Genomic DNA, 23575 nt, shown 5'->3' with positions numbered 1-23575 from the left:
ATTAGAAAAGAGGTAGCATGAATACTCTCAACGACAACCAGCCATCGATCATTGAAACGGTTGATGACACCTTGTTCTATGAGCAATACATTACTGCACATAATGAATTAGTGTGTGAAAATCGCCGTAATTTATTAAAACTCACCACAGGCGCATTGGCCGCAACATCTCTTATGGGCGTGTTTGCGATGCAACCTTCGCTTGCGAAAGAAGCAGTGACAAAAGAACGCGAGTTGAGAATTTATACGCCTGCTTTAGGGGAAACCACCCGTGTGATCTACTGGATCCCTGGTGAAGGTTACATCCGTGAATCCTTAGATGAAATTTCTTGGGCATTGCGTGATCGCCGCACAAAGAGCGCAAAACTCTATGACCCACACGTGTTAGATCAATTGTATGCCCTTCGCTTGCAATTAGGTTATCACAAGCCGACACATGCACTCAGCGGTTATCGTTCACCACAAACAAATGCGATGCTTAGCCGTCAGCAAGGTGGTGTGGCGAAAAACAGCTTCCACATGCGTGGTCGTGCCATTGACATCAGAATGCCAGGCACAGCAACTTCAAACATCAGACGTGCAGCGCTTTCATTGAAAGCAGGCGGCGTCGGTTACTATAGCCGCTCTAACTTTGTCCACATTGACAGCGGACAAGTGAGAACTTGGGGTCGCTAATCCGTTAAAAAATTTGTAAGCCATGGGTTCATGGCTTTTTTTTCGTGTATCAGTTGAGTTAGGATTTATTATGAAGGATCATCAAAAAGCATTCATCGAATTAGCGATTCAATACAATGCGTTAAAGTTCGGCGAGTTCACTTTAAAATCAGGCCGCGTCAGCCCGTATTTTTTCAATGCAGGCGCATTCAATACAGGTGAAGCATTGGCAAAGCTTGGTGAATTCTATGCCACGATGATCAACGAGGCAGGTTTGTCATTTGACATGATGTTTGGCCCTGCGTACAAAGGCATTCCATTGGTCTCATCTGCGGTTTCTGCATTGTATAACAAATTTGGTCAAAACTATCCTTGGAGCTTTAACCGCAAAGAGGCGAAAGATCATGGCGAAGGCGGCATGATTGTGGGTTCTGCATTAACGGGCAATGTGTTATTGATCGATGATGTGATGACGGCAGGCACAGCCATCCGTGAATCGATTGAATTGATCGAAAAAGCAGGCGCAAAGCCAACAGCGGTTGTGTTGATGCTTGATCGTGAAGAGCGCGGCAAAACAGAATTGTCTGCCGTCCAAGAGATTCGCGAAACGTTCGGCTTACATGTGAGCGCATTGATCACCATGAGCGATTTGATCCAATATTTAGAACAAAGCGGTGAGCATGCCGAAACATTGGCAAATATGAAAGCATACCGCGCACAATACGGAGTATAAAATGTCAGCGCCAGATCAAGCTAAGATTCACGTTAAATCCTATAAACGCTTGTTTGATGGCTTTTATAAAGTGGATGAGCTCATTTTTGATCATCCAACCTTTGAAGGCGAGATGATTGAGGATGTGCGCCGCGAGATCTTTGTGCGCAAAGATGCCGTTGCGGTGTTGCCGTATGATCCTGTGACGGATCAAGTGTTATTGATTCGTCAGCTTCGCATCGCAGCGATCGGGCACACTGAGCATCCGTGGGTGGTTGAATTGATCGCAGGGCTCATTGATAAAGCTGGGGAAGATGTGAAAGATGTTGCAGTGCGTGAAGCGTATGAAGAAGCCGGTTTATCGCTGACACATTTGCGTCACATTGGTGAATTTTTTCCATCTGTGGGCGGCAGCAATGAATACATGTATCTTTTTGCAGCGGTGTGTGATTTATCCGCAGCAGGCGGTTATTATGGGCTTTGTGAGGAGAAAGAGGACATTGAAGCCTTTGTCATCAGCCGCACCGAAGCCATGAATCGTCTCAATAATGGAGAAATTCAAACCGCTTCCACCATTATTGCGTTACAATGGTTGGCGCTGAATTATCAGTCGTATCAAAAATAGACACAATAATTTTGAGGTTATTATGATTTTGCACATTCATCCTGACAATCCCCAAGCGCGTTTGATCAATCAAGCGGTGGAGATTTTGCGTGCGGGTGGAATTGTGATTTATCCGACCGATTCTAGTTACAGCTTTTGTTGTATGCTTGGAAATCAAAGTGGTATGGAACGCATTCGCCAAATTCGTGAGGTGGATGATGACCATTTTTTCTCTTTGGTGTGTCGTGATTTATCAGAATTGGCCACGTATGCCATGGTGGATAACAGTCAATATCGTTTGTTGCGCGCGGTGTTACCGGGGGCGTATACATTCATTTTAAAGGGGTCGAAAGACATTCCGAAAAAACTATTGACGCCCAAACGTAAAACCATTGGTTTACGCGTGCCAAAGCATAAGATCACTCAGGATTTGTTAGAAGCGTTAGGCGAGCCTTTGTTGAGCACAACAGTGACCTTGCCTAACTATTCGGCGGAAGATTTACGGGAAATTTATCAGATCGAGGATTTGTTAGAAAAACGCGTCGATGCAATCATTGATGCCGGTGACTGTAGTCACTTGCCCACGACAGTGATTGATTTAACATCTGGTGTGCCAGAAATTATCCGCGAAGGTGAGGGAGCGATTGATCTATTTGTTTAAATTTTATTGCGTATGATGTAAAAAATATGCAATTTAATTTTAAATGGTATACAATGCTTTCCTTTTTATGGTTACCAAATAGTTGGTTTTGAGTAATAGGTTTATCAATTATGAATATCGTACAGCAATTAGAGCAAGAGATGATGAACCGTGAACTTCCTGAGTTTTCAACAGGGGATACGGTTATCGTTAATGTAAAAGTTAAAGAAGGAAACCGTGAACGTGTTCAAGCATTCGAAGGCGTAGTGATCGCTAAGCGTAATCGCGGTATGGGTTCTGCTTTCACAGTTCGTAAAATTTCTCATGGTGTTGGTGTAGAACGTACGTTCCAAACATACAGCCCATTGATCGCATCATTAAGCGTTAAACGTCGCGGTGATGTTCGTAAAGCGAAGATTTACTATCTTCGTAATCTTGAAGGTAAGGCAGCTCGTATTAAAGAGAAACTTACAATCAAAGCGAAATAATTTTCGAATCATCTCAGCAAAAACCCTAGCTTGTTCTAGGGTTTTTGTTTATGGGGCGAAAAAACATGGTCAAACAAATTTATTGCATCACAGATGGCAAAATGGGGCATCAGCGCCAAACGGAAGGTTTAGCCAGAGCATTGCAAATGCTCGTGCCTGCCAACATTACATGGTTGCCAGTATTTTCCTTATGGCAATGTCTATTGAGCGGTGGAAAATGCGCATCATCCATTGAGAAAAATGCCATCGTCATTGGGGCAGGGCATCGCACACATTTTGCCTTACTCTATTATCGCTTGCGTTATCAGGCTAAAAGCATTGTCATCATGAAACCCTCATTGCCAAAATCATGGTTTGATCATTGCATTGTGCCGCGTCATGATCATGTGACCGGTCAAAATGTATTGGTGACAGAAGGCGCGATGAATGTGCTTTCCCTTCAAGCAGTCGATAAAATCCCACAAACGGTGATTCTAATTGGTGGTCCGAGTGAACATTGCGCTTGGCGTAATGAAGACATTTATCAGCAGCTCATCGATTGGGTGAAAACGGCTGATGGCCGGATGATTTTATCCACGTCAAGGCGCACACCTGCTGACTTTTTAAACAAGATGCCAGAGGCATTAAAAGCCGCGATTGAGTGCCATGATGTGGCAAATTTACCAAGTGATTGGCTGCCTAAAACGTTACTAGAGAGTCAACATGCATGGGTAACGGCAGATTCTGTCTCCATGGTGTTTGAGGCTTTAAGTGCAGGCTGTGATACAAAAGTGATTGCAGTGGCGGGCTTAACCGGTAAAATGGCGGAAAATTTACAGCAATTACCACATTTAATGAGCACGCGCTTAAACGAATCGGGGCGCGTGGCACAACAATTATTAGCAATGGGGCTTTTTGAATGACATTAGAGAAATCGTGCGGCTTACCACAAAAGGTGGCCATTTTTTTCTTCTCCGCCATGTTTTGGCTATACATTGCCAAGATGGGGATTTTTAATGGCGTTGTGATCGCCACGGCCTTATGGGGCATTTATGTATTGATTCGCCATCGCTGTGAAGTGATCAATTACTTAAAATCATCCCAATTTTTATGGCTGTTTTTACTGCTGTTTGTGCCGGTGGTGATTTCTGCCATTGGTAGTTTAACCCCGAAAGATAGTTGGCGCACTGTGCTCAATATCAGCCGCTTTTTCTTCATTGGCGGGTTGGCGATTGTCTTAACACAAAGTTCTGTGGAGAAAATTCGCTGGGCCGTGTTGGGCTTCATTGCCTTGATCTCTGTGGATGCTGTGATTGAATGGCTCACCGGTTATCATTTAACGGGCGCGAGTCGTGATCGCGAACGCATTATGGGGCTCTTTCAGTTTTACCATTTAGGCTATGTGCTCGGCACATTAACGCCCATCATCTTCTATCAAACTTATCAGAGCTTTGTGGCTAAAGAGCGCGGACGCTTTGCATGGTTAGTCATTACAGCCTGTGCTTTGATCGCCATTTTTGTGGCCGGTGCGCGCGCAGGTTGGGTCTCTTTATTGGTCAGCGGTGGATTATTGCTGTTGTGGTTGTTGATTCATCAAAAGATCTCTTGGAAGCGTGTCATTGTGGCATTGGGATTGTGTGTCGTTGTTGCAGGGGGCATCACACAAATTCCGATGGTGAAAAATCGCTTGGTGAATCCAAATGGTGCAGCCACTGTGGAATTTGGCAGTTATGAATGGTTTGATAAACTATCTTCGGCACGCTTAGTGTTGTGGGAATTTGCTTGGAAACATTATCAAGAATATCCTGTGATTGGCGCAGGCACAGGCAGCTTTCATCAAACCTTTACAGAGCAGCCCCAAGAGCTAAAAGGCGCGCATGATGAGGCGTTTTTCCCGCATTTTCATGGTTTAGAAGTATTGTCAGAAACGGGTACTTTGGGCTTTATCTGTTACCTCGTTGTGGTGCTGAGTGTATTGTGGCTGTTGTTGTCTGCCCCCTATTTTTCAGTATGGTTGGCGGTGGCGTTCATCGCCATGATGCCGATCAATACCCATGTGGCATTTTATGGCAGCTTTTGGGCAGTATTGATTTGGGTGCCTTTGATCTTGGGCTTACGCGAAAGATTTTTACGCCGTAAGGCTGACGAGGCACTTGAAAATAGACTAAACTGATGGCATTAATGAATCGATTGAGTTTTTAAGAGGGAATTGTATGTTTAAACGTATTTTATTATGGACAGTGACGAACGTTGCGGTGATTGCAGTCATCACAGTGATTTTATCTGTTACGGGTTTGAGCGGTGCGTTAAACGGTGGTCAAGGTTTATTGCCAATGTTGCTTGCCGCAGCGGTGGTGGGTTTTACAGGTTCCATCATCTCTTTGTTGATGTCAAAAAAAATGGCCATCCATGGCATGGGTGTGCACATTATTACGGAACCTTCTAACCAAATGGAAGCATGGCTTGTGGACACAGTGCATCGCCAAGCAAAAGCAGCGGGCATTGGTTTGCCGGATGTGGGTATTTTTGAATCAGCTGATCCGAATGCCTTTGCAACGGGTGCGAATAAAAATGCAGCCCTTGTTGCTGTCAGCACAGGTTTATTGCACACAATGAATCGAGATGAAATCGAAGCGGTGCTCGGTCATGAAGTTGCCCACGTTGCCAATGGTGACATGGTGACATTGACTTTAATCCAAGGCGTGGTGAATACCTTTGTGATCTTCTTATCACGCATTGTGGCGAACATCATCACATCAGCCTTACAAGGGAATAATGATGATGAAGCACCAGTTGAAAACAGCGGCACATTCTTCATTGTCTCTTTTGTATTGCAGATCATTTTTGGCTTCTTAGCGAGCATCATTGTGGCGTGGTTCAGCCGTAAGCGTGAGTTTAAAGCCGATGAAGGCGGCGCACGTTTAGCAGGGCGCGATAAAATGATTGGTGCATTGCAAGCCTTACAGCGCGGTCATGCGAACGAAGATTTGCCGGGCAATATGGCTGCATTTGGCATCTCTGGTAAAGTTGCGAACTTATTCAGTACGCATCCACCATTAGAAGAGCGCATTGACGCTTTGCGTTTACAGCAGCGTTAATGAAGTGAATTGAATAAAAAACCGTTGATGATTCAACGGTTTTTTTATGCATCAGCCAAAAATTTTTGCAAGCAGCCAAGCGGATTTGATGTGGTTGTTTAAAAAGCGCTTGGCAATGATGCGTTTGATGAAGGATAAATCCTGTAAATCGATCATTTGTTCTGTGATTAAGTGGGTAAAGTTTGCTTGAGCAATCGGGAAAAGCACGGCTTTGAGTTCAGGTTCTTTAGTTTTACGGATGATCTTGCTCACAAGCATACGATACGCATCCTCTGCCATCTGTTGTTTAAGGCGTGCAGCCATTGCTTGAGAAATGCGCGGCGCTTTAAAAAAGTAATCATACGTATATTGCAGGCGGCGCGTGGCATCATTGAGATAACGTTGGTGTTTTAAACTTGACGTCACACTGCTTGGGTGTCTGCGATAAAAATAGAGCGGCAAATCAATGAAGGCATAATCGCGCGTGTTTGCGAGGATTTGCAGTGTGTAGAGCACATCATCTTCATAGAAGATCTCTTCACAAAAGCGCTCATGACGATAGCGCTCGGTTCGGTAGAGTTTATTCCAAACATTTGCTTGCGGCGAATGGGCATCTTTATCTAAAAAGCGCACAAAGCCATCGGAATAAACCGTCACAGGCAAAGGCGAAGGAATCGCAACGGGCTGAATGTGATCCTCATCACTGAATAAAACCTTATCAAACGCCACGCAATCGAGGGTGTCAGAGGATTCAATGACGGATAAGCTCACTTGTAAAGCCTCAGGATGCAGCAAATCATCGCCATCGAGAATCATGAAGTAATCGCACTGTTGTATTTTTTCTAGACCCACATTGCGCGAATGGCACGGTGAGCCATAATTGCGCTCATTTTGTATGGCCACAAAGCGTGGATCTTTTTCGCTAAAGGCCGTGAGCTTTACAAATGTGTCATCGGTGGAACAATCATCAATGCAGTAGCAGGTAAAATCTGCATGACTTTGCTCAGCGATTGCCGTTAAGCAAGATGTGACATAATCAGAGAGATTGTAAAATACAACAATGATGCCAACACTTTTCATAAAAAATCTCCATTAAAAAATTGCCCCAATGAAGGGGCAAATCAAGGATTATTGTAAGTAAGCTTTTGTGGCATCATCAAAGCGCTGCTGCATAGACTTTGATGCAGGTTGACCGATTTTGCTGAACACCACAATGGCGATCGTGGCTAAAATGAAGCCTGGGATGATTTCATACAATGATAAAATCGGCACGCTGTCAAATAGGCCTTGGCTGATGTTTTGGTATTGATCATCTGTTAAGCCGCCATAAGTGATAGAGATGTAAATCGGGACGATGTTTTTATACACAATCACCGACAATGCACCCACGATCATGCCCGCTAAAGCACCATTACGCGTCATGCCTTTCCATAAGAGGGATAAAATCACCACAGGACCAAATGCTGCCCCAAAGCCTGCCCAAGCGTAGGAAACTAAGGATAAGACTTTACTGTTTGGATCTTTGGCAATGAAGATGGCGATCGCTGCAATCATGAACACCATAAAGCGACCGACCCACACAAGCTCTCTATCTGAGGCATTGCGTCTAAAGAATCCTTTGTATAAATCTTCAGTTAAGGCGCTTGATGATACAAGGAGCTGACAGCTCAACGTACTCATCACTGCTGCCAATACACCGGATAACACAATGCCTGCCACCCAAGGATTGAGTAGGTATTTGGCCAATTCCATAAAGACTTTTTCAGAATCACCATTGACGATGCCAGCAATGGCTGCATTTTGCGTGAAGTATGCGCGGCCAAAAAAGCCAATGCAGATGGCGCCAAATAGACACAAGGCCATCCAGGTGATGGAGATGCGGCGGGCTTTTGGAATGGTGTTCACAGATTCAGCCGCCATAAAGCGCACCAAAATGTGTGGCTGACCAAAATAACCCAATCCCCATGCTAAAAGGGAGATGATGCCGATGGTGGTCATGTTGTGGAAGATGTTCATGAAGTTAGGATTTTCTTTTAATACGATCTCCATCGTTTGCGGAAGGTCAGACAAGGAGAGGATCACCATGGTGGGCAATAAAAGCAAGGCAAAGATCATCAAAGTCGCTTGAATGGTGTCTGTCCAACTGACGGCTAAAAAGCCCCCAATGAATACATATAAAATGGTTGCCAAAGCGCCCACCCAAAGAGCCGTATCATAATTCATGTTAAAGGTGCTTTGGAATAAGCGCGCACCCGCCACAATGCCAGAAGCACAGTAGATCAAAAAGAAGAATAGAATGATGAGGGCAGCAAAAATTTTCAATAAGCGCTTGTCATCTTCAAAACGGCTATGAAAATAGTCTGGCAATGTTAAGGCATTGTTATTGAATTCAGTAAAGACGCGAAGGCGTCCTGCCACAAATAGCCAGTTTAAATACGCACCGAGGGTTAAGCCGATGGCGATCCATGATTCTGATAAGCCTGCTAAATAAATCGCACCGGGTAAGCCCATTAAGAGCCAGCCGCTCATGTCAGAGGCGCCGGCAGATAATGCCGTGACCACACTGCCGAGGCTGCGACCCCCTAAAATATAATCGGATAAATTTTGCGTGGCGCGATAAGCGATGAAGCCAATGGCGATCATCGCAAATATGTATAAGAAAAATGTAATGGTTAATGGGTTAAATGACATGTCTACCTCCTAGGAGGTGACATTATACTCAAATTTCGTAAGGATTTTTGATGGATAACGCCTCTAAAATCTCAATTTCCAAACTTTCCATCTCTTCGGCCTCTTCATCGATGATGTGATCATAGCCTAAAAGGTGCAAGACACCATGTGTCACCATGTGGGCTAAGTGATGGTCGAAGGTTTTTTCTTGCTCAATGGCTTCCGCTTCCACCACGCTCAAACAGATGATTAAATCCCCAAGAAAATAGACATCACTCTCTGGCAGATTACATGTTGAAGGAAAAGAGAGTACATTGGTGGGCTTATCTTTGGCGCGATAGGTGTGGTTGAGGGCTTGAATCTCCTCATCATCTGCAAAACGAATGGTGAGCTCTACAGTTGGCTCATCAATGGCGATGAAGGACAGGGCATTATTGACCCAAACAGCCAATTGATCATCCGTTGGGATGCTTGGATGGGTGGATGCATTTTGTACATCTAACACTAAATCACTCATGACTGTTGTCCTCAGCCTTTTGATAGGCATTGATGATTTTGGCCACAAGCGGATGGCGCACTACGTCTTTTGAATCAAAGAACGTCATGGAGATGCCTTCGACGCCCTCAAGCACATGCATGGCATTTTTAAGCCCTGATTTGACATGTTTAGGTAAGTCAATTTGGGAAATGTCGCCTGTGATCACCGCTGTTGAGTTAAACCCTAAACGGGTGAGGAACATTTTCATCTGTTCAACGGTTGTGTTTTGCGCTTCATCTAAAATAATGAAGGCATCGTTTAAAGTGCGACCACGCATAAAAGCAAGGGGGGCAATCTCGATCACGTTGCGCTCGATGAGTTTGAGCACCGTTTCAAAACCAAGCATTTCATACAATGCATCATATAAAGGGCGCAAATATGGATCGACTTTTTGTGTCAAATCACCCGGTAAAAAGCCTAAACGCTCGCCGGCTTCAACCGCAGGGCGCACTAAAATGATGCGGCGAATGGTTTGGCGCTCTAAGGCATCCACGGCCGAGGCCACCGCTAAAAATGTTTTACCGGTACCGGCAGGGCCAATGCCAAAGTTGATGGCATTTTCTGAAATTTCATTGAGATATTGTTGTTGATTGAGGCTGCGCCCGCGGATCATGCCACGCTTATTTTTTAAGACCACCTCTTTGCGCTGAGTGTGTGCCGTATTGATGGCAGAGGCAACATCAAAGTTCGCGCCATGAAGGGTTAAACGCACCACGTCTTCATCTAAAATTTCTTCCGCTGTGGCATCATAAAGGTGTTCTAAAACCAATTTTGCCGCAGCTTCGGCTTTTTCTTCCCCAATGATTTTAAATTGAGTGCCACGATTGGCAATCTCCACAGCAAAATGTCTCTCCACTAAATGTAAATGGGCATTTAAATTGCCACAGAGATTTGCGAGGCGTTCATTGTTGTCTGGAAAAGTCAGCTCAATCATTCATCTACCATATCCAAAAGGAAACCATTATACACCCAACGCCCCTAGAAGAAAGAGTGCATCTCTATTTCTAAGGTGGCAATAATTCGCTATAATCAAACCCATGAATCGATTGACCTTTAAAAGTGAGAATCTGGTGTGGCTATAAATCCAACGCAAAATAATACGAATGATGCAGCGCAACCGAAGAGTCCTTCATTGATGCGATTGATGCACAATGGCCTTGTGAAGGCATTGATGGAAAAAGGATTGGTGACCGAAGCGCACTTAGACCGAGCCGATACCATCATGCAGGCCGATAAATGCTCCTTAATGCGAGCATTGATCACCTTGAACATTGCGCCGCAAGCGCTGTTTGAAGTGACGCAAAGTTTGTCAAACTTGCCGCGTTTTGACTTTAGAGCGTTTGATCTACGCACAAAACCGCCTGAGCTGTTGTCCACAGAAGAGATGGAAAAAAACCTTGTGTTTCCACTTCGTATGAAAAATGGCACGCTTTATGTGGCGGTGGCGGATCCGACGGATAGCCGCATGCTTGAAACATTGCGCTTTAAGTCACGCGCCATCATTGAGCCCATTTTAGTGGCGCCCATGCAATTGGTGGCACACTTTGAATCGTATGGCGGCGTGAACCGTGAGAAGTTGCAAAGCATCTTCACCCAAATGGAGACGCAAAAGAAAGAAGAAACCACAGATCCGGATGCATCGGTCACTTATAACTTAATGAGTGATAAAGACAATTCGCCGATCGTGCGCTTCATTAACGGCGTATTGGCCGATGCCATTACGCGCGGCGTATCGGATTTGCACTTTGAACCGTATGAACACAGTTATCGCGTGCGCTTTCGCATTGATGGCGTCTTGCAAGAGGTGTATACACCGCCAGATAGCTTTAGAGATCAAATTGCGGCGCGTATTAAAGTCATGTCCCAATTAGACATCACTGAAAAACGCGTGCCACAAGATGGTCGCATTAAAGTGGATTTGAAAGGCCGCATCATTGACTTTCGTGTGAGCATCTGTCCGACCCTTTGGGGCGAGAAGATTGTTATGCGTATTTTAGACAGCTCGGCTGCGAACCTTAACATTGAGATTTTGGGTTTCAGTGACATTCAAAAGAAAAACATTCTAGAAGCCATTCAAAAGCCACAAGGGATGATTTTGGTCACAGGGCCCACAGGTTCTGGTAAAACGGTGACGCTTTACACCTGTTTAGGCATTCTCAATCAGCCGACCACCAATATTTCCACTGCAGAAGATCCTGTTGAGATCAACTTAGAGGGCATCAATCAGGTGCCAGTGAATCCAAAAGTGGGGCTGAACTTTGCGGCGGCATTGAAATCCTTCCTGCGTCAAGATCCGGACATCATCATGGTGGGTGAGATTCGTGACTTAGAAACGGCGGACATTGCCATTAAAGCGGCGCAAACGGGTCACTTGGTGTTATCAACCTTGCATACGAACTCAGCGCCTGAAACCCTCACCCGTTTGATCAACATGGGCGTGGAAACTTTCAATATTGCCTCAACTGTGCATTTGATCATCGCGCAGCGCTTAGCCCGCCGTTTATGTTCTTACTGTAAGGAGCCGGTGCGCATTGAGTCAAAAGTGTTGGAAAGCTTAGGCTTTTCTGCGATGCAAGCTGCGGGACAAATTTATGGTCCTGTGGGCTGTGAGATGTGTAACAAAGGCTATAAAGGTCGCGTCGGTATTTATGAAGTGATGCCCATTTCTGATACCATGGAGCGCATGATTTTAGACAAAGCGAGTGCCGTTGATATTGCAGAACAGGCTCGTTTAGAAGGGGTGGATAGCATTCGTCAATCTGCCATCAAAAAAGTAGTAGAAGGGGTGACCAGCATCGATGAGTTATTGCGTGTCACCACGGATTAATGATGCGGTCTTGTTTAAGTTAATGATATGGAGACTATGATGAAAAAAGTGATTGATTCACCAAAAGCGCCAAAAGCCGTTGGCCCTTATTCACAAGCACAAGTGTTTAAAGATTTATTGTTCACATCGGGTCAAATCCCATTAGATCCAGACAGCGGCGCTGTTGTGGGCAATGATGTGAAAACTCAAGCCCAGCGCGTATTTGAAAATTTACGTGCCGTGCTTGAAGAAGCTGGCGCAAGCTTTGATACAGTGATCAAAGCCACCTGCTATTTAGACAATATGGAAGATTTCGCAGCATTTAACGAAATCTATGCTCATTATTTAGGTGAAAGCTTGCCTGCACGTTCATGCTTCGAAGTGGCGCGTTTGCCAAAAGATGTATTGTGCGAAGTTGAACTGATTGCGTATGTCCCATAATTTATGCGTTTAGATCAATTCCTACAAAAGACTTTAGGGGTTTCTCGTCAAACGGCCAGAAGCATTCTTAAAAGCAAACAAGTGAGCGTCAATGGGGAAATGGTCAAACAAGCAAAACATCAACTCGATCTTGCTGTGGATCGAGTTTTTTATGGCCAAGAGCCACTTGTTTACCAAGAATTCTACTATTGGATGCTCAATAAACCGAAGGGTTATGTGTCTAGCCACATTCATGATGGCGGCATTCCCATTTATCAATTGTTAGAAGATTTTAGCCATGTGGAGATGCATTGCGCAGGGCGCTTAGATGTGGACACCACGGGCTTAGTGCTCATCACGAATAATGGTCAATGGTCGCACAGAGTCGCGCACCCAAGCCAAGCCTGCTTTAAGCGTTATCGCGTGATGACACAAATGCCATTGTCAGATGAGGCCATTGCTGCCTTAGAAAAAGGCGTCACCCTTGGCAATGGTGAAACCACATTGCCCGCGACAGTGGTGCGTTTAGCAGACAATGAAATTGAGCTGTCCATTTGTGAAGGCAAATTCCATCAAGTCAAACGCATGCTCAAAGCTGTGGACAATGAAGTGATTGATTTGCACCGTTTACAAATTGGTGCCATCACCCTTGGCGATCTCGCTGAAGGGGATTACCGAGTATTAACAGAAGCAGAGATTGAGGAGTTTGCATGATGCAAGATGCATTTAGCGCCCTTTATCAGCGCGCTGCCCATCAAACCTTTGATCAAAGTCTTTGGTTTGTGGATGAAAATTATGATGTGGCAAATCGCCCATTGATGATCAATGTGACAGATGCCATCACCAACCGCATTGACATTGCAGATTACTTAGCTGAGCATTGCACGGTGAATTTATCGGATTATGATTGCGCATCGTACGCCGATCATAGCATTGATGCAGTGTATTTGCGCGTGCCTAAATCCAAAGCATTGCTCAATCATATGGTGCGTGAATCATTGCGTGTCTTAAAGCGAAATGGGCGCTTAATTTGCGTGGGCTTTAACGATGAAGGAATTAAAAACACCTTTAAAAAGATTGAAAAAGCCACCGGTGAACTTATTGAGCAAGAGTTATTAGGCAAAGGGCTACGCATTGCAGAGTTTAGCGTCACTACGGCCAACGCAGCGGCGATTGAAGATCGTGGCTATCAAAACACCCTCAATGTTGCCAATGATTTAGGTTTAATGATTGTGGGCAAAGCAGGTGTGTATGGGGCAGAGAAGATCGATGCGGGCAGTGCATGGCTGTGCGATGTGATGTTAGAGAATCTTTCGACTTTGCCAACGACAGTATTAGATTTAGGCTGCGGCAATGGTTTGATTGCTCTGCGTTTAGCGCAGCACTTTCCGGCAACCCATTATGTGGCGACGGACAATAACGTCACCGCAGTTGAGATGTGCCGCTTAAACTTTGCAGAAAATGGCGTACAAGGTGAAGTGATTTTGGCTGATTGCGGGCAGACTTTAGCTGATCGCAGCTTTGAAATGATTGTGTGTAATCCGCCTTTTCATCAAGGTTTTGACACCTCTGAAGCCTTAACATTGAAGTTCTTAGCCACCATTGAGCGTTTGCTCACTAGAAAAGGGCAAGCGTGGCTTGTGATGAATCGATTTTTAAAAGTCGAGCACCTCATTAAAGGCACAGGGCTACAATTGACGAAGATTGATGAGGATCATCAATTTAAAATCTTAAAGCTCAATCGATGAGCATAAAAAAACCCTCAACATTGAGGGTTTTTTATTAGATTAGAGATGCATTAATCTTTTTGTGGACCTGCAGCCACTAAAGATTTGCCTAAATCTGTGTCTGTGTATTGGGCAAAGTTTTTGATGAAGCGGCTCGCTAAATCATCTGCTTTTGCTTCCCATTCAGCGGCATTGGCATACGTATCACGTGGATCTAACAATTTAGGGTCAACATTTGGCAATTCAGTTGGCACTTCTAAATTGAAGATAGGAATATGTTTAGAAGGCAACTGATCAATTTCACCACTGATGATGGAATTGATGATGGTGCGCGTATCTTTCAATGAGATGCGTTTGCCTGTACCGTTCCAACCTGTGTTCACTAAGTAAGCTTCTGCGCCTGATTCTTGCATTTTCTTCACCAATACATCTGAGTATTGTGTTGGGTGAAGCAATAAGAATGCCGCGCCAAAACATGCTGAGAATGTGGGTGTTGGCTCAGTAATGCCGCGTTCTGTACCGGCAACTTTAGAAGTAAAGCCTGATAAGAAGTAGTATTGCGTTTGCTCTGGGGTTAATTTAGACACCGGTGGGAACACGCCAAATGCATCCGCCGTTAAGAAGATCACTTTTTGTGCAGGACCTGCTTTAGAGATCGGCTCCACAATGTTTTCAATGTGGTTAATCGGGTAAGACACACGCGTATTTTCTGTTTTAGAACCATCGTTGAAATCTACTGTGCCATCTTCTAACACCACAACGTTTTCTAACAATGCATCACGGCGGATCGCGCCATAAATTTCAGGTTCGTGATCTTTAGATAAATTGATGGTTTTTGCATAGCAGCCACCTTCAAAGTTAAACACACCATCATCATCCCAGCCGTGTTCATCATCACCGATCAATTCGCGGTTTGGATCTGTCGACAATGTGGTTTTACCTGTGCCAGATAAACCAAAGAAAATCGCCACATCGCCATCTTTACCCACGTTTGCAGAGCAGTGCATGGAGGCAATGCCTTTTAATGGCAATAAGTAGTTCATGACAGAGAAGAGACCTTTTTTCATCTCGCCGCCATACCATGTACCACCGATCAATTGAACATTTTCAGTTAAGTTAAATGCCACGAAGTTTTCTGAGTGTAAACCGTGTTCTTTCCAGTTTTCATCAGTACATTTTGCGCCATTCATCACGGTGAAGTTAGGTTCAAATGTTTTGAGCTCTTCTTCCGTTGGACGAATGAACATGTTTTTCACAAAATGTGCTTGCCATGCCACTTCTGTGATGAAGCGTACGCTTAAACGTGTGTCTTTGTTTGCACCACAAAATGCATCGATGATGTAGAGTTTTTTGCCTGTCAATTGATGCGTGACCACATCTTTTAACTCTGTCCACACTTCTTGCGTAATGGGATCATTATCATTTTTAACGCCACCGGTACCATTCCACCATAAAGTGTTTTCAGTGGTTGCATCTTTGACGATGAATTTATCTTTTGGGGAACGACCAGTGAAAATACCTGTATCCACTGCCAGCGCACCTAGATTGGTTAAGGTTGCTTTTTCATAGCCAGTTAATGATGGATCCATTTCTGCCTCAAACAGCACATCATAACTCGGATTATAAATAATCTCCGATGCTACAATATTGTGTGATTGCAAAAAGGCCTTAATCTTATCGATCATTTCAATCTCCAGGATGAGTGTCAGTGTAATAAAGTTAAATAATAAAGTTGAATATTATACAAGAATGCTACAAGTTTACTACAAATAGTTCGAGTTATTTCGATCACATGATTTGTGCTTTTAGCTTTTGGAATTTGTTTTGGAATTTGTATTTAAACTGATCCCAATAACGCTTCATAAAGCTTGCTTGTTCGACGGTTTCTTGTGCATAAAGTGGGGTGTTTAAAATGGTTTGTGTGCCATTTTTAACGATGAATTCGCCAATTTTTTGACCTTTTTCGACAGGCGCAATGAGGGGTTTTTTCACCTCAACGCTTGCACGTAAATTGTCATATTGACCACGCGGATAAGTGATGTAGATGTTTTTATCCGACACTAAATTCACGCTGTTGCTTTCCCCTTCATGAATGGGGGATTGTAAAATGACCTGGTCAGCATCGTATAATTTTTTGTGCTCAAAGTTCATAAACGCATAGTTCAAAAGCTCTGTCGATAACTGAGCGCGCTCTTTTTCGCTGTTTGTGCCAAGCACCACAACAATCACGCGAAAGCCATTACGAATGGCGCTTGAGGCTAAGTTATAGCCCGCTGAACGGGTGTGACCTGTTTTGATGCCATCCACACTTGGGTCTGTCCACAATAAAGTGTTGCGGTTCTTTTGCGTGATGCCATTCCATGTGAAGGATTTGTGTGAGTAGATTTCATAATGTTCTGGGAAATCTTGAATCAAATGGCGCGACAAAACGGCAAGATCATAGGCGCTGCTGTAATGATTCGGATGCGGTAAACCTGAAGCATTCATGAAATTGGTGTCATTCATGCCAAGTTCTTTGGCTTTTTTGTTCATCTCAACGGCAAAATTTGGCTCACTGCCACGTAAATATTCCGCTAAAGCAATCGATGAATCATTGCCTGATTGAATCACAAGGCCAAGCACTAAATCATGCACGGTGATCTGTGTGCCAGCTTCTGCAAACATGCGTGAACCTTCTTGAGATTGGGCATATGGCGAGATGCTCACTTTAGCATCGGGCGCAATGACGCCTTTGTCTAACGCTTCGGCGATGAGATAGCTTGTCATCACTTTAGTGACACTTGCAGGCTCAAGGCGCTCTTTGCCATTGTAATCGGCTAAGATTTCGCCAGTGTCATAATCCATGATCACCCATGCTTTGACGGGGACATTGACGTGAATCGGGGGCAATTGCTGAGCAAAGCTCGCAGTTGAAAAAATCGAAAGACAAACCAGTAGAATTTTTTTCATGAATCGACTCTATGTTTATGACTGAATGTGGAAGGTTTTTGCCGATAAACCCTCTTTTTTGAGGGCCAATGCTGCTTCATCGGCTGCTTGTTGGGTATTATAACGATGAACAATCACGCGGTAAAACTGTCCGTCGTAATGAACTTCGGTGGGTAATTGATAGGCTTGTTGAATTTGCTCTTTAAAATTGCTCGCATTGTAAGGGCTGCTGTAAGCATTGAGCTGAATGGTGTAATTGCCATTAGCATCATGCTTTGGCAAGATTGGCGCATCATTATTGACCAAAGGATCACCATGGGAATCGGAGATCACATCGGTGGCTTCTGGAATGTATGTGTGCCCATAGGCTGCTTTTTCAGAGTTTAAGTGTTGGTAAGGCTTTAATGCCACCACGCGCACTTTCGCTGTCCCTTTGCCGATCATGCCCAAATCTTTAGCGGCTTGATAGGACAGATCAATGATGCGGCCTTTCGCAAAAGGTCCGCGATCATCAACGCGCACATTGACGGATTTACCATTTTCAAGGTTCGTCACTTGCACATAAGTGGGGATGGGCAATGTGCGATGCGCCGCTGAATAAGCATGCATATTATAAGGCGTGCCGCTTGAAGTGCGCTTAGCATGGAAATCTTTCCCATACCAAGAAGCAATGCCCGTTTCGCTGTAGCCTTTTGAGGTTTCTTTGACATGATACGTCTGCCCAAGGGCTTGATAGCTTTTCGGGTTGCCATATTTACTGACAGGCTCTTTTTTCGGCACGGCACCATGGCTGTTTTGTTCGGTTTTTGGTGCACTGCTACAGCCTGCAATGATGAGCGGGACTAAAGCGGCGACAAGTAACAGAGGTTTACGCATCATTATTTTCTTTCGTTGATGGCATTGGCCAATTGAGAAACCGCCAACGCATACATATTTGAGTGGTTGTAACGGGTGATCACATAGAAGTTATGGAAACCTAACCAATATTCATAATGATTTGGGGAGACTTCAAAGTCCATCAAAGTCACAGGTAGAGTGGTGGTCAGATTGGTTTTAACGCCTAAGGATTTAAGCTTCGCTAGGCTTGTTTTCGGTGGCAATACGCGCCCACGTTGGAAATAGCTGGCCACTGCCTGAGGATTGGTGACATCGACTTTAGCAATCAATGGACCATTGCGCTGCCAACCATGTTTAGATAAATAGTTGGCCACAGAGCCAATGGCATCCACAGGATTGTCCCATAAATCTTTCACGCCATCGCCATCAAAATCAACCGCATATTGTAAATAGCTTGAGGGCATAAATTGCGGATAACCCATTGCGCCAGCATAGGAGCCTTTAAAGCTGAAGGGATCACGTTTCATGCTGTAAGCGATTTTAAGGAAATTGGCAAGTTCTTTAGAGAAGAACTCAGCACGACGCGGATATTCAAAGCTCAAGGTTGCGAGTGCATCTACAACAGCCCAATTGCCTTTATTGGTGCCATAACCGGTTTCTACACCAATGATGGCGGCAATCACAGAAGCAGAGACGCCATATTCGCGTTCAGCACGTTCTAAGGCGGATTGATATTGATGATAAAACGCCACCCCTTGATTGATGCGCTGTTCTGTCATGAAAATAGGGCGATAGCGACCCCAATTCATTTTTTCCGCAGGGCGATTCATCGCCTCAACAATCGTGGGTTTAATGGATGCACGGTTCATGGTTTGTGTGAGCCATGCTTGATCAATGCCGGTGGATTGATGGGTTTTTTCAATGAAATTTGCCACATCTGCCCGTTCTGCTAAATGAGTTTGTGCGCGGGGCACCGCTTGCTCAGGATGTGCTGTGCGCGTTGGTGTCGGTGCGGTTGAGCATGCACTGATGAATAGGATCGTTGAACAGGCTAACCATAGATTGAGTCGTTTCACGTTGTGTATTCCTTTTCTTTTTTAGGCTCGGGGTGGGCGAAAATGCTCATGATTATACCAAATGAGATGAACAAGGTCACAATGGATGTGCCCCCGTAACTGATGAAGGGCAATGGCACGCCCACAATTGGTAATAAACCGCTGACCATGCCAGCATTGACGAAGATGTAAAAGAAGAAGCATGCCGTAATTGATCCGCCAATCAGTTTATTAAAGGGCGTTGTGGATCGATTGACTAAGTAAAAGGCACGCAAAATGATCATAAAGTACAAGGATAACAAAAAGGCGATGCCCACAAAACCAAATTCTTCAGCGGTGATGGCGTAGATAAAATCGGTGGAGGATTCTGGTAGGAATTTTAAGGAGGCTTGTGTGCTGTTCAGCCAGCCTTTGCCATACATGCCGCCTGAGCCAATGGCAATTTTAGATTGAATGATTTGATAACCCTTGCCAAGCGGATCAGATTCAGGATTGAGCAGCGTTAAAATGCGGCTTTTTTGATAGGTTTGTAACCCAAATTCCCACACAAACGGCAGCGCACTGCCGACAATCACAAGGGTTGCGATGATGTAACGCCACAATAAACCACTGAAAAAAAGCACCGTGATGCAGGCAAAGAGAATCAAAAGCGCTGTGCCTAAATCGGGCTGACGCAACACCAATGCAAAGGGCACAAGGGTGATGATGAGTGCCAATATGATGTTGATAAAACTCGGTGGTAAACTGCGATTGCTCAGAAAATATGCCACCATCATTGGGGCGGCTAATTTAGCAAATTCAGAGGGTTGAAAACGCACCACCTTTAAATCAAGCCAACGGTGTGAGCCATTGACCTCAACGCCCACCACATAAATAAGGGCAAGCGCAATGAGGGTGATGCCAAAAAAGTAGGGCGTTAGGCTTTTGATCACATGAGGCGGAATGAAAGCGATGATCATCATGGCGATGATGCCGATGATCATGCGTAACGCTTGGGCTTGTACAATGTTAAAGTTACCGCCAGAGGCACTGTATAAAATCGCAAGGCCACAGGCGCAGACGGTCAATAGCAGTAAAAATAGCGTGGTGTCTAAATGAAAAAGCGCCAATAAACCTTTGGGTCTAGGGGCGAGATGTGCGTCAAAGCGTTGCATTATTCACCTGCCTTTGCATTGGTTTTAGGGGTTTGTAGGGGGGCTTTAAAGTGCGTCATCCAGGCATGGATCACCTCTTTAGCGAGCGGCGCGGCAACGCCTGAGCCCGATCCGCCATTTTCTAAAAAGACTGTCACCACAATGCTAGGATCATTCGCTGGGGCAAAGGCTGTGAACCATGCATGATCATGATGTTTTTTCGCCAATGCATCTTTATTGTAAACAGCATTTTGGGCAATGGATTTGACTTGTGCGGTCCCTGATTTACCGGCAATCTTATAATTTAAACCGGTGGCGATGCGCCGCGCAGTGCCTTTATTGTCATGCACAACACCCACCATGCCATCGATGATACTTTGCCAATATTCAGGGCGACTGACGTGTATGGGTTCAATGGGCACGGGTTCATTGATCACCATTTCATTGGTGCTAGGATTGCGGATGGAATGCAAAATATGGGGCACAAATGCATTGCCACGCTGGGCGACAATTGTGGTGGCTTGGTTGACTTGTAAGGGCGTGGTCAGCCAGTAACTTTGCCCAATGCCCGCCGTGACGGTTTCCCCATCAAACCAAGGTTGATTGAAGTTCAAACGTTTATATTCAGGCGTCGGCAGCACGCCGCGGCTTTCCCCCAGTAAATCAATGCCAGTGGGCTGGCCTAAATAGAACTGCTTTAAAAAATCCGTCATGGGTGTAATGCCCATTTTATAAGCAAGATCATAATAATAAACATCGCACGATTGCACGAGAGATAGGTATAAATTCACTTTCCCATGCCCCCAACGGCGCCAATCGCGGAATTTATGTTTATTGCCAGGCACTTGGAAAAAGCCTTGGCAATTGATGTGGGAGGTTGCCGTGATGATGCCTGCCTCTAAACCGGCTAAGGCAATTTGTGGCTTAATGGTGGAGCCTGGCGGATAGCGCCCTTGCATGACTCGATTTAAGAAAGGTTTATCAGGATTGCTGTTTAAATCATCAAAGTCTTTATGGCTGATGCCATTGACGAAAAGATTGGGGTTGTAATTAGGCTTTGAGACAAACGCAAGCACTTCGCCAGTTTTGGGATCAAATGCCACAATGGCACCTGTGTGATCACCGAGCACCTCTTCTGCCACTTTTTGTAGACGCATGTCTAGGGTCAGATAGATGTCACGCCCTGGCGTTGGCAATGTTTGTTCTAAACGGCGAATGATGCGGCCATTGGAGTTGGTTTCCACTTCTTCAAAACCCATGGTGCCACGCAAAACATCTTCAAAGCTTTTTTCTGCTCCTTTTTTACCAATGTGAGTGAGGGTAAGGTATTGGTTTTGGATGTTTTTTGCCTCGATGTCCTTCATGTCGTTTTGATCGATCCGCCCAACATAGCCGAGTGCATGAACCGCCGTATTATATTCAGGATAAAAGCGCGTGAGTTGGGAGGAGATGTCCACGCCATCGAGCTGATAGAGATTGACCGATAAGCGATTGATCTCAGCTTCAGTGAGCTGCTCTTTTAAGGGCACAGGTGTTTGGCGAGCAGTGACGCGATCGGTGCGATAATATTTATTGAGCTCTTGCTCAGAAATATCCACCCATTGCGACAGTGTTTCGATGATCTCTGCCACTGGTTTTGAGGTGTTTTGACGCGTGATGGTCAGATTAAATGAGGGCACATTTGTGGCGAGCACCACACCATTGCGATCAAAGATTTGTCCACGAGTTGGCGGCATCGGAATGAGCTGGATGCGGTTAGAGTCCGACATGGTGGCATATTTATGGTGCAAATTGATTTGCAAATGAAAGAGCTGCGTCAGCAGCAGCGTAAAGCATGCAATGATGATGATCAGCATGAACAGGACGCGATTGCGAAAAATGATCTGTAATTTTGCTTTACTTCGTTTTTTTCGCGCAATGACTTTAGAGAAAAATACCATACGTTTTTATCGAGAAGGGATCTTCAGTATATGACAAGCTTCGTTCAATAACGTCAGAATCAATGGCCAAATGAGGGCGGAGGTGACAATGGAACCAAACATCCAGAAGTTAAACTCATTGGTGTTGCCCACCATGTTATTGATGATCAATGAGAGTAACACTTGTAACACATAAAAGCCCATAAAAGCTAAGGATAGCTGACCGATGGAAATTCTGTTGAGCCATTTGTTGTGGCGCTTTGTGATGTAAGCGGTGATGGCGAAAATGAGTGCATTGAGCCCAAGCGGATAAAAGAGGGTGATGTCTAAGAGTAAACCCACACTCCACGCAGAGAGGATGCTGAATTGTTTTTTGGTGTAATGGAGCCAAAAGAGCGTGATCATCAATAAAAATTGTGGGCGAAAGGGTTCAAGGTAATTTGAGAGCGAAATGAGCTCTAACGACAACCCTAATACAATGGAAACAATCAATAAAATATAGTACTTCATTGTGCCGCAGCCTCAGGCAGTGGGGATAAATCAGGTTCGATGGATTTGAGCACCAAGACTTCGCGCGTTTTATTGAGTTCTGCGGTGGGCTTTGCGCTGATTTTGGCAAAGTGATTGGTGGGATCATGCTCAATGCTGGTGACAATCGCCACAGGATAACCTTGTGGGAAGCGTTGATCTAAGCCTGAAGAGATCAATAAATCCCCCACTTTAATGTCTTCATCTATGGGGATGTTTAAAATGTTTAATGATTGACTGTTGCCGGTGCCTTGGGCAAGACCGCGGATGCCATTGCGATTGACTTGCACAGAAAAAATGTGTTGAGGATCTGAGATTAAAATCGCTTTACTTGAACGGGGATTGACCTCAATGATCTGCCCGATGACGCCAGAGGTATCAATGATGGGTTGATGCACTTCAACGGCATCATTGCTGCCGCGATTGAGCTCAACAATGAAGCGATAAGGGTTGGTGTTTGTGCTCATGATCTCTGCAATGATCGAGGGATATTGCAACGTATTTGAAGAGCGCAATAGCATACGTAAACGACGATTTTCAGCCAGTAAACTTGCATTGCGCTGCACTTCAAACTCTAAAATATATTGGCGATTTTGTAATTGCTCGATGGTGTCGATGAGCTCTTTTTTATCACTGGCCCAGATTTTAATCTGCTTGCCGAGTGAGCTTGGCAACTCTGCCAATAATTTAATGGGATAAATGACCGCATTGACTGATGATTTAATGGGCATCGTGTGCAGCGTGCGCGCATCTAAATATAACAAAACAACTGACGCGAGCACAGCAATCACCATTTTAATGGTGATGATGCTCTGGTTCGGAATCAGTTGCTTTTTTTGCGCGCTTGATTGTGTCATTCAA

24 protein-coding genes are annotated in these 23575 nt (G+C 44.8%); 12 read left to right on the top strand and 12 right to left on the bottom strand.

The features are described from left to right. The first annotated feature begins 17 nt into the window (after positions 1-17). The 8 genes from mepK (at position 18) to htpX (ending at position 6174) form a co-directional block, all read left to right on the top strand. Positions 18-674 (top strand): peptidoglycan L,D-endopeptidase MepK, encoded by a 657-nt coding sequence (gene mepK, locus B143_RS0106800; protein WP_008315379.1) that lies wholly within the window; start codon positions 18-20, stop codon positions 672-674. Between the two features lie 70 nt (positions 675-744). Next, positions 745-1386, top strand: coding sequence for an orotate phosphoribosyltransferase (gene pyrE, locus B143_RS0106795; RefSeq protein ID WP_018122697.1), 642 nt, complete (start codon positions 745-747; stop codon positions 1384-1386). Position 1387: 1 nt separating this feature from the next. Next, a complete protein-coding gene (locus B143_RS0106790; protein WP_018122696.1) occupies positions 1388-1990 on the top strand; it encodes an NUDIX domain-containing protein in 603 nt (200 codons plus the stop codon). Between the two features lie 22 nt (positions 1991-2012). Beyond that, on the top strand, positions 2013-2630 hold the full coding sequence (locus tag B143_RS0106785) for an L-threonylcarbamoyladenylate synthase (RefSeq protein WP_008315376.1): 618 nt from the start codon (positions 2013-2015) through the stop codon (positions 2628-2630). A 110-nt stretch (positions 2631-2740) separates the two neighbouring features. After that, complete coding sequence (gene rplS / locus B143_RS0106780) at positions 2741-3097, top strand: 50S ribosomal protein L19 (protein ID WP_008315375.1); 357 nt, start codon at positions 2741-2743, stop codon at positions 3095-3097. A 65-nt stretch (positions 3098-3162) separates the two neighbouring features. After that, on the top strand, positions 3163-3999 hold the full coding sequence (locus B143_RS0106775) for an ELM1/GtrOC1 family putative glycosyltransferase (protein ID WP_248647512.1): 837 nt from the start codon (positions 3163-3165) through the stop codon (positions 3997-3999). Next, on the top strand, positions 3996-5249 hold the full coding sequence (locus B143_RS0106770) for an O-antigen ligase family protein (RefSeq protein ID WP_018122694.1): 1254 nt from the start codon (positions 3996-3998) through the stop codon (positions 5247-5249). The genes B143_RS0106775 and B143_RS0106770 overlap by 4 nt, the downstream gene beginning before the upstream one ends. Before the next feature lie 40 nt (positions 5250-5289). Further along, complete coding sequence (gene htpX / locus B143_RS0106765) at positions 5290-6174, top strand: protease HtpX (protein WP_018122693.1); 885 nt, start codon at positions 5290-5292, stop codon at positions 6172-6174. A gap of 51 nt (positions 6175-6225) precedes the next feature. Here htpX and B143_RS0106760 read toward each other — a convergent pair whose 3' ends face one another. The 4 genes from B143_RS0106760 to B143_RS0106745 are packed head-to-tail and all read right to left on the bottom strand — an operon-like array spanning position 6226 to position 10295. Continuing rightward, on the bottom strand, positions 6226-7233 hold the full coding sequence (locus B143_RS0106760; protein ID WP_018122692.1) for a glycosyltransferase family 2 protein: 1008 nt from the start codon (positions 7231-7233) through the stop codon (positions 6226-6228). A 48-nt stretch (positions 7234-7281) separates the two neighbouring features. Next, positions 7282-8844 carry a sodium/proline symporter PutP gene (putP, locus tag B143_RS0106755; protein WP_018122691.1) on the bottom strand — a complete coding sequence of 521 codons (1563 nt, stop codon included), beginning with the start codon at positions 8842-8844 and terminating at the stop codon, positions 7282-7284. 28 nt (positions 8845-8872) lie between these two features. Next, positions 8873-9340 (bottom strand): rRNA maturation RNase YbeY, encoded by a 468-nt coding sequence (ybeY, locus tag B143_RS0106750; RefSeq protein WP_018122690.1) that lies wholly within the window; start codon positions 9338-9340, stop codon positions 8873-8875. After that, positions 9333-10295 carry a PhoH family protein gene (locus tag B143_RS0106745; RefSeq protein ID WP_008315359.1) on the bottom strand — a complete coding sequence of 321 codons (963 nt, stop codon included), beginning with the start codon at positions 10293-10295 and terminating at the stop codon, positions 9333-9335. The genes ybeY and B143_RS0106745 overlap by 8 nt, the downstream gene beginning before the upstream one ends. Positions 10296-10496: 201 nt before the next feature. On the opposite strand from B143_RS0106745, the gene pilB reads away from it, so the two are divergent. Genes pilB through B143_RS0106725 form a run of 4 tightly spaced genes read left to right on the top strand, consistent with a single transcriptional unit; the run spans position 10497 to position 14335 of the window. Continuing rightward, positions 10497-12188 (top strand): type IV-A pilus assembly ATPase PilB, encoded by a 1692-nt coding sequence (gene pilB / locus B143_RS0106740; RefSeq protein WP_008315358.1) that lies wholly within the window; start codon positions 10497-10499, stop codon positions 12186-12188. Positions 12189-12224: 36 nt separating this feature from the next. After that, positions 12225-12608 (top strand): RidA family protein, encoded by a 384-nt coding sequence (locus B143_RS0106735; RefSeq protein WP_026165756.1) that lies wholly within the window; start codon positions 12225-12227, stop codon positions 12606-12608. A 3-nt stretch (positions 12609-12611) separates the two neighbouring features. Next, positions 12612-13301 (top strand): pseudouridine synthase, encoded by a 690-nt coding sequence (locus tag B143_RS0106730; protein WP_018122688.1) that lies wholly within the window; start codon positions 12612-12614, stop codon positions 13299-13301. Continuing rightward, positions 13298-14335: a methyltransferase gene (locus tag B143_RS0106725; RefSeq protein ID WP_018122687.1), complete on the top strand. Its 1038-nt coding sequence runs from the start codon at positions 13298-13300 to the stop codon at positions 14333-14335. Before B143_RS0106730 ends, B143_RS0106725 begins: the two co-directional genes overlap by 4 nt. A 50-nt stretch (positions 14336-14385) precedes the next feature. On the opposite strand, the gene pckA is transcribed toward B143_RS0106725, so the two are convergent. The 8 genes from pckA to mreC form a co-directional block, all read right to left on the bottom strand. Continuing rightward, positions 14386-15999: a phosphoenolpyruvate carboxykinase (ATP) gene (gene pckA, locus B143_RS0106720; RefSeq protein ID WP_008315353.1), complete on the bottom strand. Its 1614-nt coding sequence runs from the start codon at positions 15997-15999 to the stop codon at positions 14386-14388. A gap of 103 nt (positions 16000-16102) precedes the next feature. After that, the gene (locus B143_RS0106715) at positions 16103-17263 is read right to left on the bottom strand and encodes a D-alanyl-D-alanine carboxypeptidase family protein (RefSeq protein WP_008315352.1); all 1161 of its coding nucleotides are present in this window, start codon (positions 17261-17263) and stop codon (positions 16103-16105) included. A 15-nt stretch (positions 17264-17278) separates the two neighbouring features. After that, positions 17279-18121: a septal ring lytic transglycosylase RlpA family protein gene (locus B143_RS0106710; RefSeq protein ID WP_018122686.1), complete on the bottom strand. Its 843-nt coding sequence runs from the start codon at positions 18119-18121 to the stop codon at positions 17279-17281. Then, complete coding sequence (gene mltB, locus B143_RS0106705; RefSeq protein ID WP_018122685.1) at positions 18121-19155, bottom strand: lytic murein transglycosylase B; 1035 nt, start codon at positions 19153-19155, stop codon at positions 18121-18123. The genes B143_RS0106710 and mltB overlap by 1 nt, the downstream gene beginning before the upstream one ends. Then, on the bottom strand, positions 19152-20288 hold the full coding sequence (gene rodA / locus B143_RS0106700; RefSeq protein WP_018122684.1) for a rod shape-determining protein RodA: 1137 nt from the start codon (positions 20286-20288) through the stop codon (positions 19152-19154). The genes mltB and rodA overlap by 4 nt, the downstream gene beginning before the upstream one ends. Further along, the gene (gene mrdA, locus B143_RS0106695) at positions 20288-22123 is read right to left on the bottom strand and encodes a penicillin-binding protein 2 (protein WP_246534919.1); all 1836 of its coding nucleotides are present in this window, start codon (positions 22121-22123) and stop codon (positions 20288-20290) included. The genes rodA and mrdA overlap by 1 nt, the downstream gene beginning before the upstream one ends. A gap of 90 nt (positions 22124-22213) precedes the next feature. Next, the gene (gene mreD / locus B143_RS0106690; protein ID WP_008315345.1) at positions 22214-22696 is read right to left on the bottom strand and encodes a rod shape-determining protein MreD; all 483 of its coding nucleotides are present in this window, start codon (positions 22694-22696) and stop codon (positions 22214-22216) included. Beyond that, complete coding sequence (gene mreC, locus B143_RS0106685; protein WP_008315344.1) at positions 22693-23571, bottom strand: rod shape-determining protein MreC; 879 nt, start codon at positions 23569-23571, stop codon at positions 22693-22695. The genes mreD and mreC overlap by 4 nt, the downstream gene beginning before the upstream one ends. Between the last annotated feature and the right edge of the window lie 4 nt (positions 23572-23575).

Source organism: Wohlfahrtiimonas chitiniclastica DSM 18708 (genome assembly GCF_000375345.1).
Taxonomy (GTDB): Bacteria; Pseudomonadota; Gammaproteobacteria; order Cardiobacteriales; family Wohlfahrtiimonadaceae; genus Wohlfahrtiimonas; species Wohlfahrtiimonas chitiniclastica.
This window is presented reverse-complemented; position numbering and strand designations above follow the sequence as displayed.

What these genes read in the sequence shown, in the direction of transcription:
- htpX (WP_018122693.1), top strand. Translation starts at nt 5,290, where the DNA reads ATGTTTAAACGTATTTTATTATGGACAGTGACGAACGTTGCGGTGATT.
- B143_RS0106775 (WP_248647512.1), top strand. Translation starts at nt 3,163, where the DNA reads ATGGTCAAACAAATTTATTGCATCACAGATGGCAAAATGGGGCATCAG.
- B143_RS0106730 (WP_018122688.1), top strand. Translation starts at nt 12,612, where the DNA reads ATGCGTTTAGATCAATTCCTACAAAAGACTTTAGGGGTTTCTCGTCAA.
- rplS (WP_008315375.1), top strand. Translation starts at nt 2,741, where the DNA reads ATGAATATCGTACAGCAATTAGAGCAAGAGATGATGAACCGTGAACTT.
- B143_RS0106715 (WP_008315352.1), bottom strand. Translation starts at nt 17,263, where the DNA reads ATGAAAAAAATTCTACTGGTTTGTCTTTCGATTTTTTCAACTGCGAGC.
- putP (WP_018122691.1), bottom strand. Translation starts at nt 8,844, where the DNA reads ATGTCATTTAACCCATTAACCATTACATTTTTCTTATACATATTTGCG.
- B143_RS0106745 (WP_008315359.1), bottom strand. Translation starts at nt 10,295, where the DNA reads ATGATTGAGCTGACTTTTCCAGACAACAATGAACGCCTCGCAAATCTC.
- mrdA (WP_246534919.1), bottom strand. Translation starts at nt 22,123, where the DNA reads ATGCTGATCATCATCATTGCATGCTTTACGCTGCTGCTGACGCAGCTC.
- B143_RS0106725 (WP_018122687.1), top strand. Translation starts at nt 13,298, where the DNA reads ATGATGCAAGATGCATTTAGCGCCCTTTATCAGCGCGCTGCCCATCAA.
- B143_RS0106760 (WP_018122692.1), bottom strand. Translation starts at nt 7,233, where the DNA reads ATGAAAAGTGTTGGCATCATTGTTGTATTTTACAATCTCTCTGATTAT.
- B143_RS0106735 (WP_026165756.1), top strand. Translation starts at nt 12,225, where the DNA reads ATGATGAAAAAAGTGATTGATTCACCAAAAGCGCCAAAAGCCGTTGGC.
- ybeY (WP_018122690.1), bottom strand. Translation starts at nt 9,340, where the DNA reads ATGAGTGATTTAGTGTTAGATGTACAAAATGCATCCACCCATCCAAGC.
- pckA (WP_008315353.1), bottom strand. Translation starts at nt 15,999, where the DNA reads ATGATCGATAAGATTAAGGCCTTTTTGCAATCACACAATATTGTAGCA.
- pyrE (WP_018122697.1), top strand. Translation starts at nt 745, where the DNA reads ATGAAGGATCATCAAAAAGCATTCATCGAATTAGCGATTCAATACAAT.
- pilB (WP_008315358.1), top strand. Translation starts at nt 10,497, where the DNA reads ATGCGATTGATGCACAATGGCCTTGTGAAGGCATTGATGGAAAAAGGA.
- rodA (WP_018122684.1), bottom strand. Translation starts at nt 20,288, where the DNA reads ATGCAACGCTTTGACGCACATCTCGCCCCTAGACCCAAAGGTTTATTG.
- mepK (WP_008315379.1), top strand. Translation starts at nt 18, where the DNA reads ATGAATACTCTCAACGACAACCAGCCATCGATCATTGAAACGGTTGAT.
- B143_RS0106710 (WP_018122686.1), bottom strand. Translation starts at nt 18,121, where the DNA reads ATGATGCGTAAACCTCTGTTACTTGTCGCCGCTTTAGTCCCGCTCATC.
- mreC (WP_008315344.1), bottom strand. Translation starts at nt 23,571, where the DNA reads ATGACACAATCAAGCGCGCAAAAAAAGCAACTGATTCCGAACCAGAGC.
- B143_RS0106770 (WP_018122694.1), top strand. Translation starts at nt 3,996, where the DNA reads ATGACATTAGAGAAATCGTGCGGCTTACCACAAAAGGTGGCCATTTTT.
- B143_RS0106790 (WP_018122696.1), top strand. Translation starts at nt 1,388, where the DNA reads ATGTCAGCGCCAGATCAAGCTAAGATTCACGTTAAATCCTATAAACGC.
- B143_RS0106785 (WP_008315376.1), top strand. Translation starts at nt 2,013, where the DNA reads ATGATTTTGCACATTCATCCTGACAATCCCCAAGCGCGTTTGATCAAT.
- mreD (WP_008315345.1), bottom strand. Translation starts at nt 22,696, where the DNA reads ATGAAGTACTATATTTTATTGATTGTTTCCATTGTATTAGGGTTGTCG.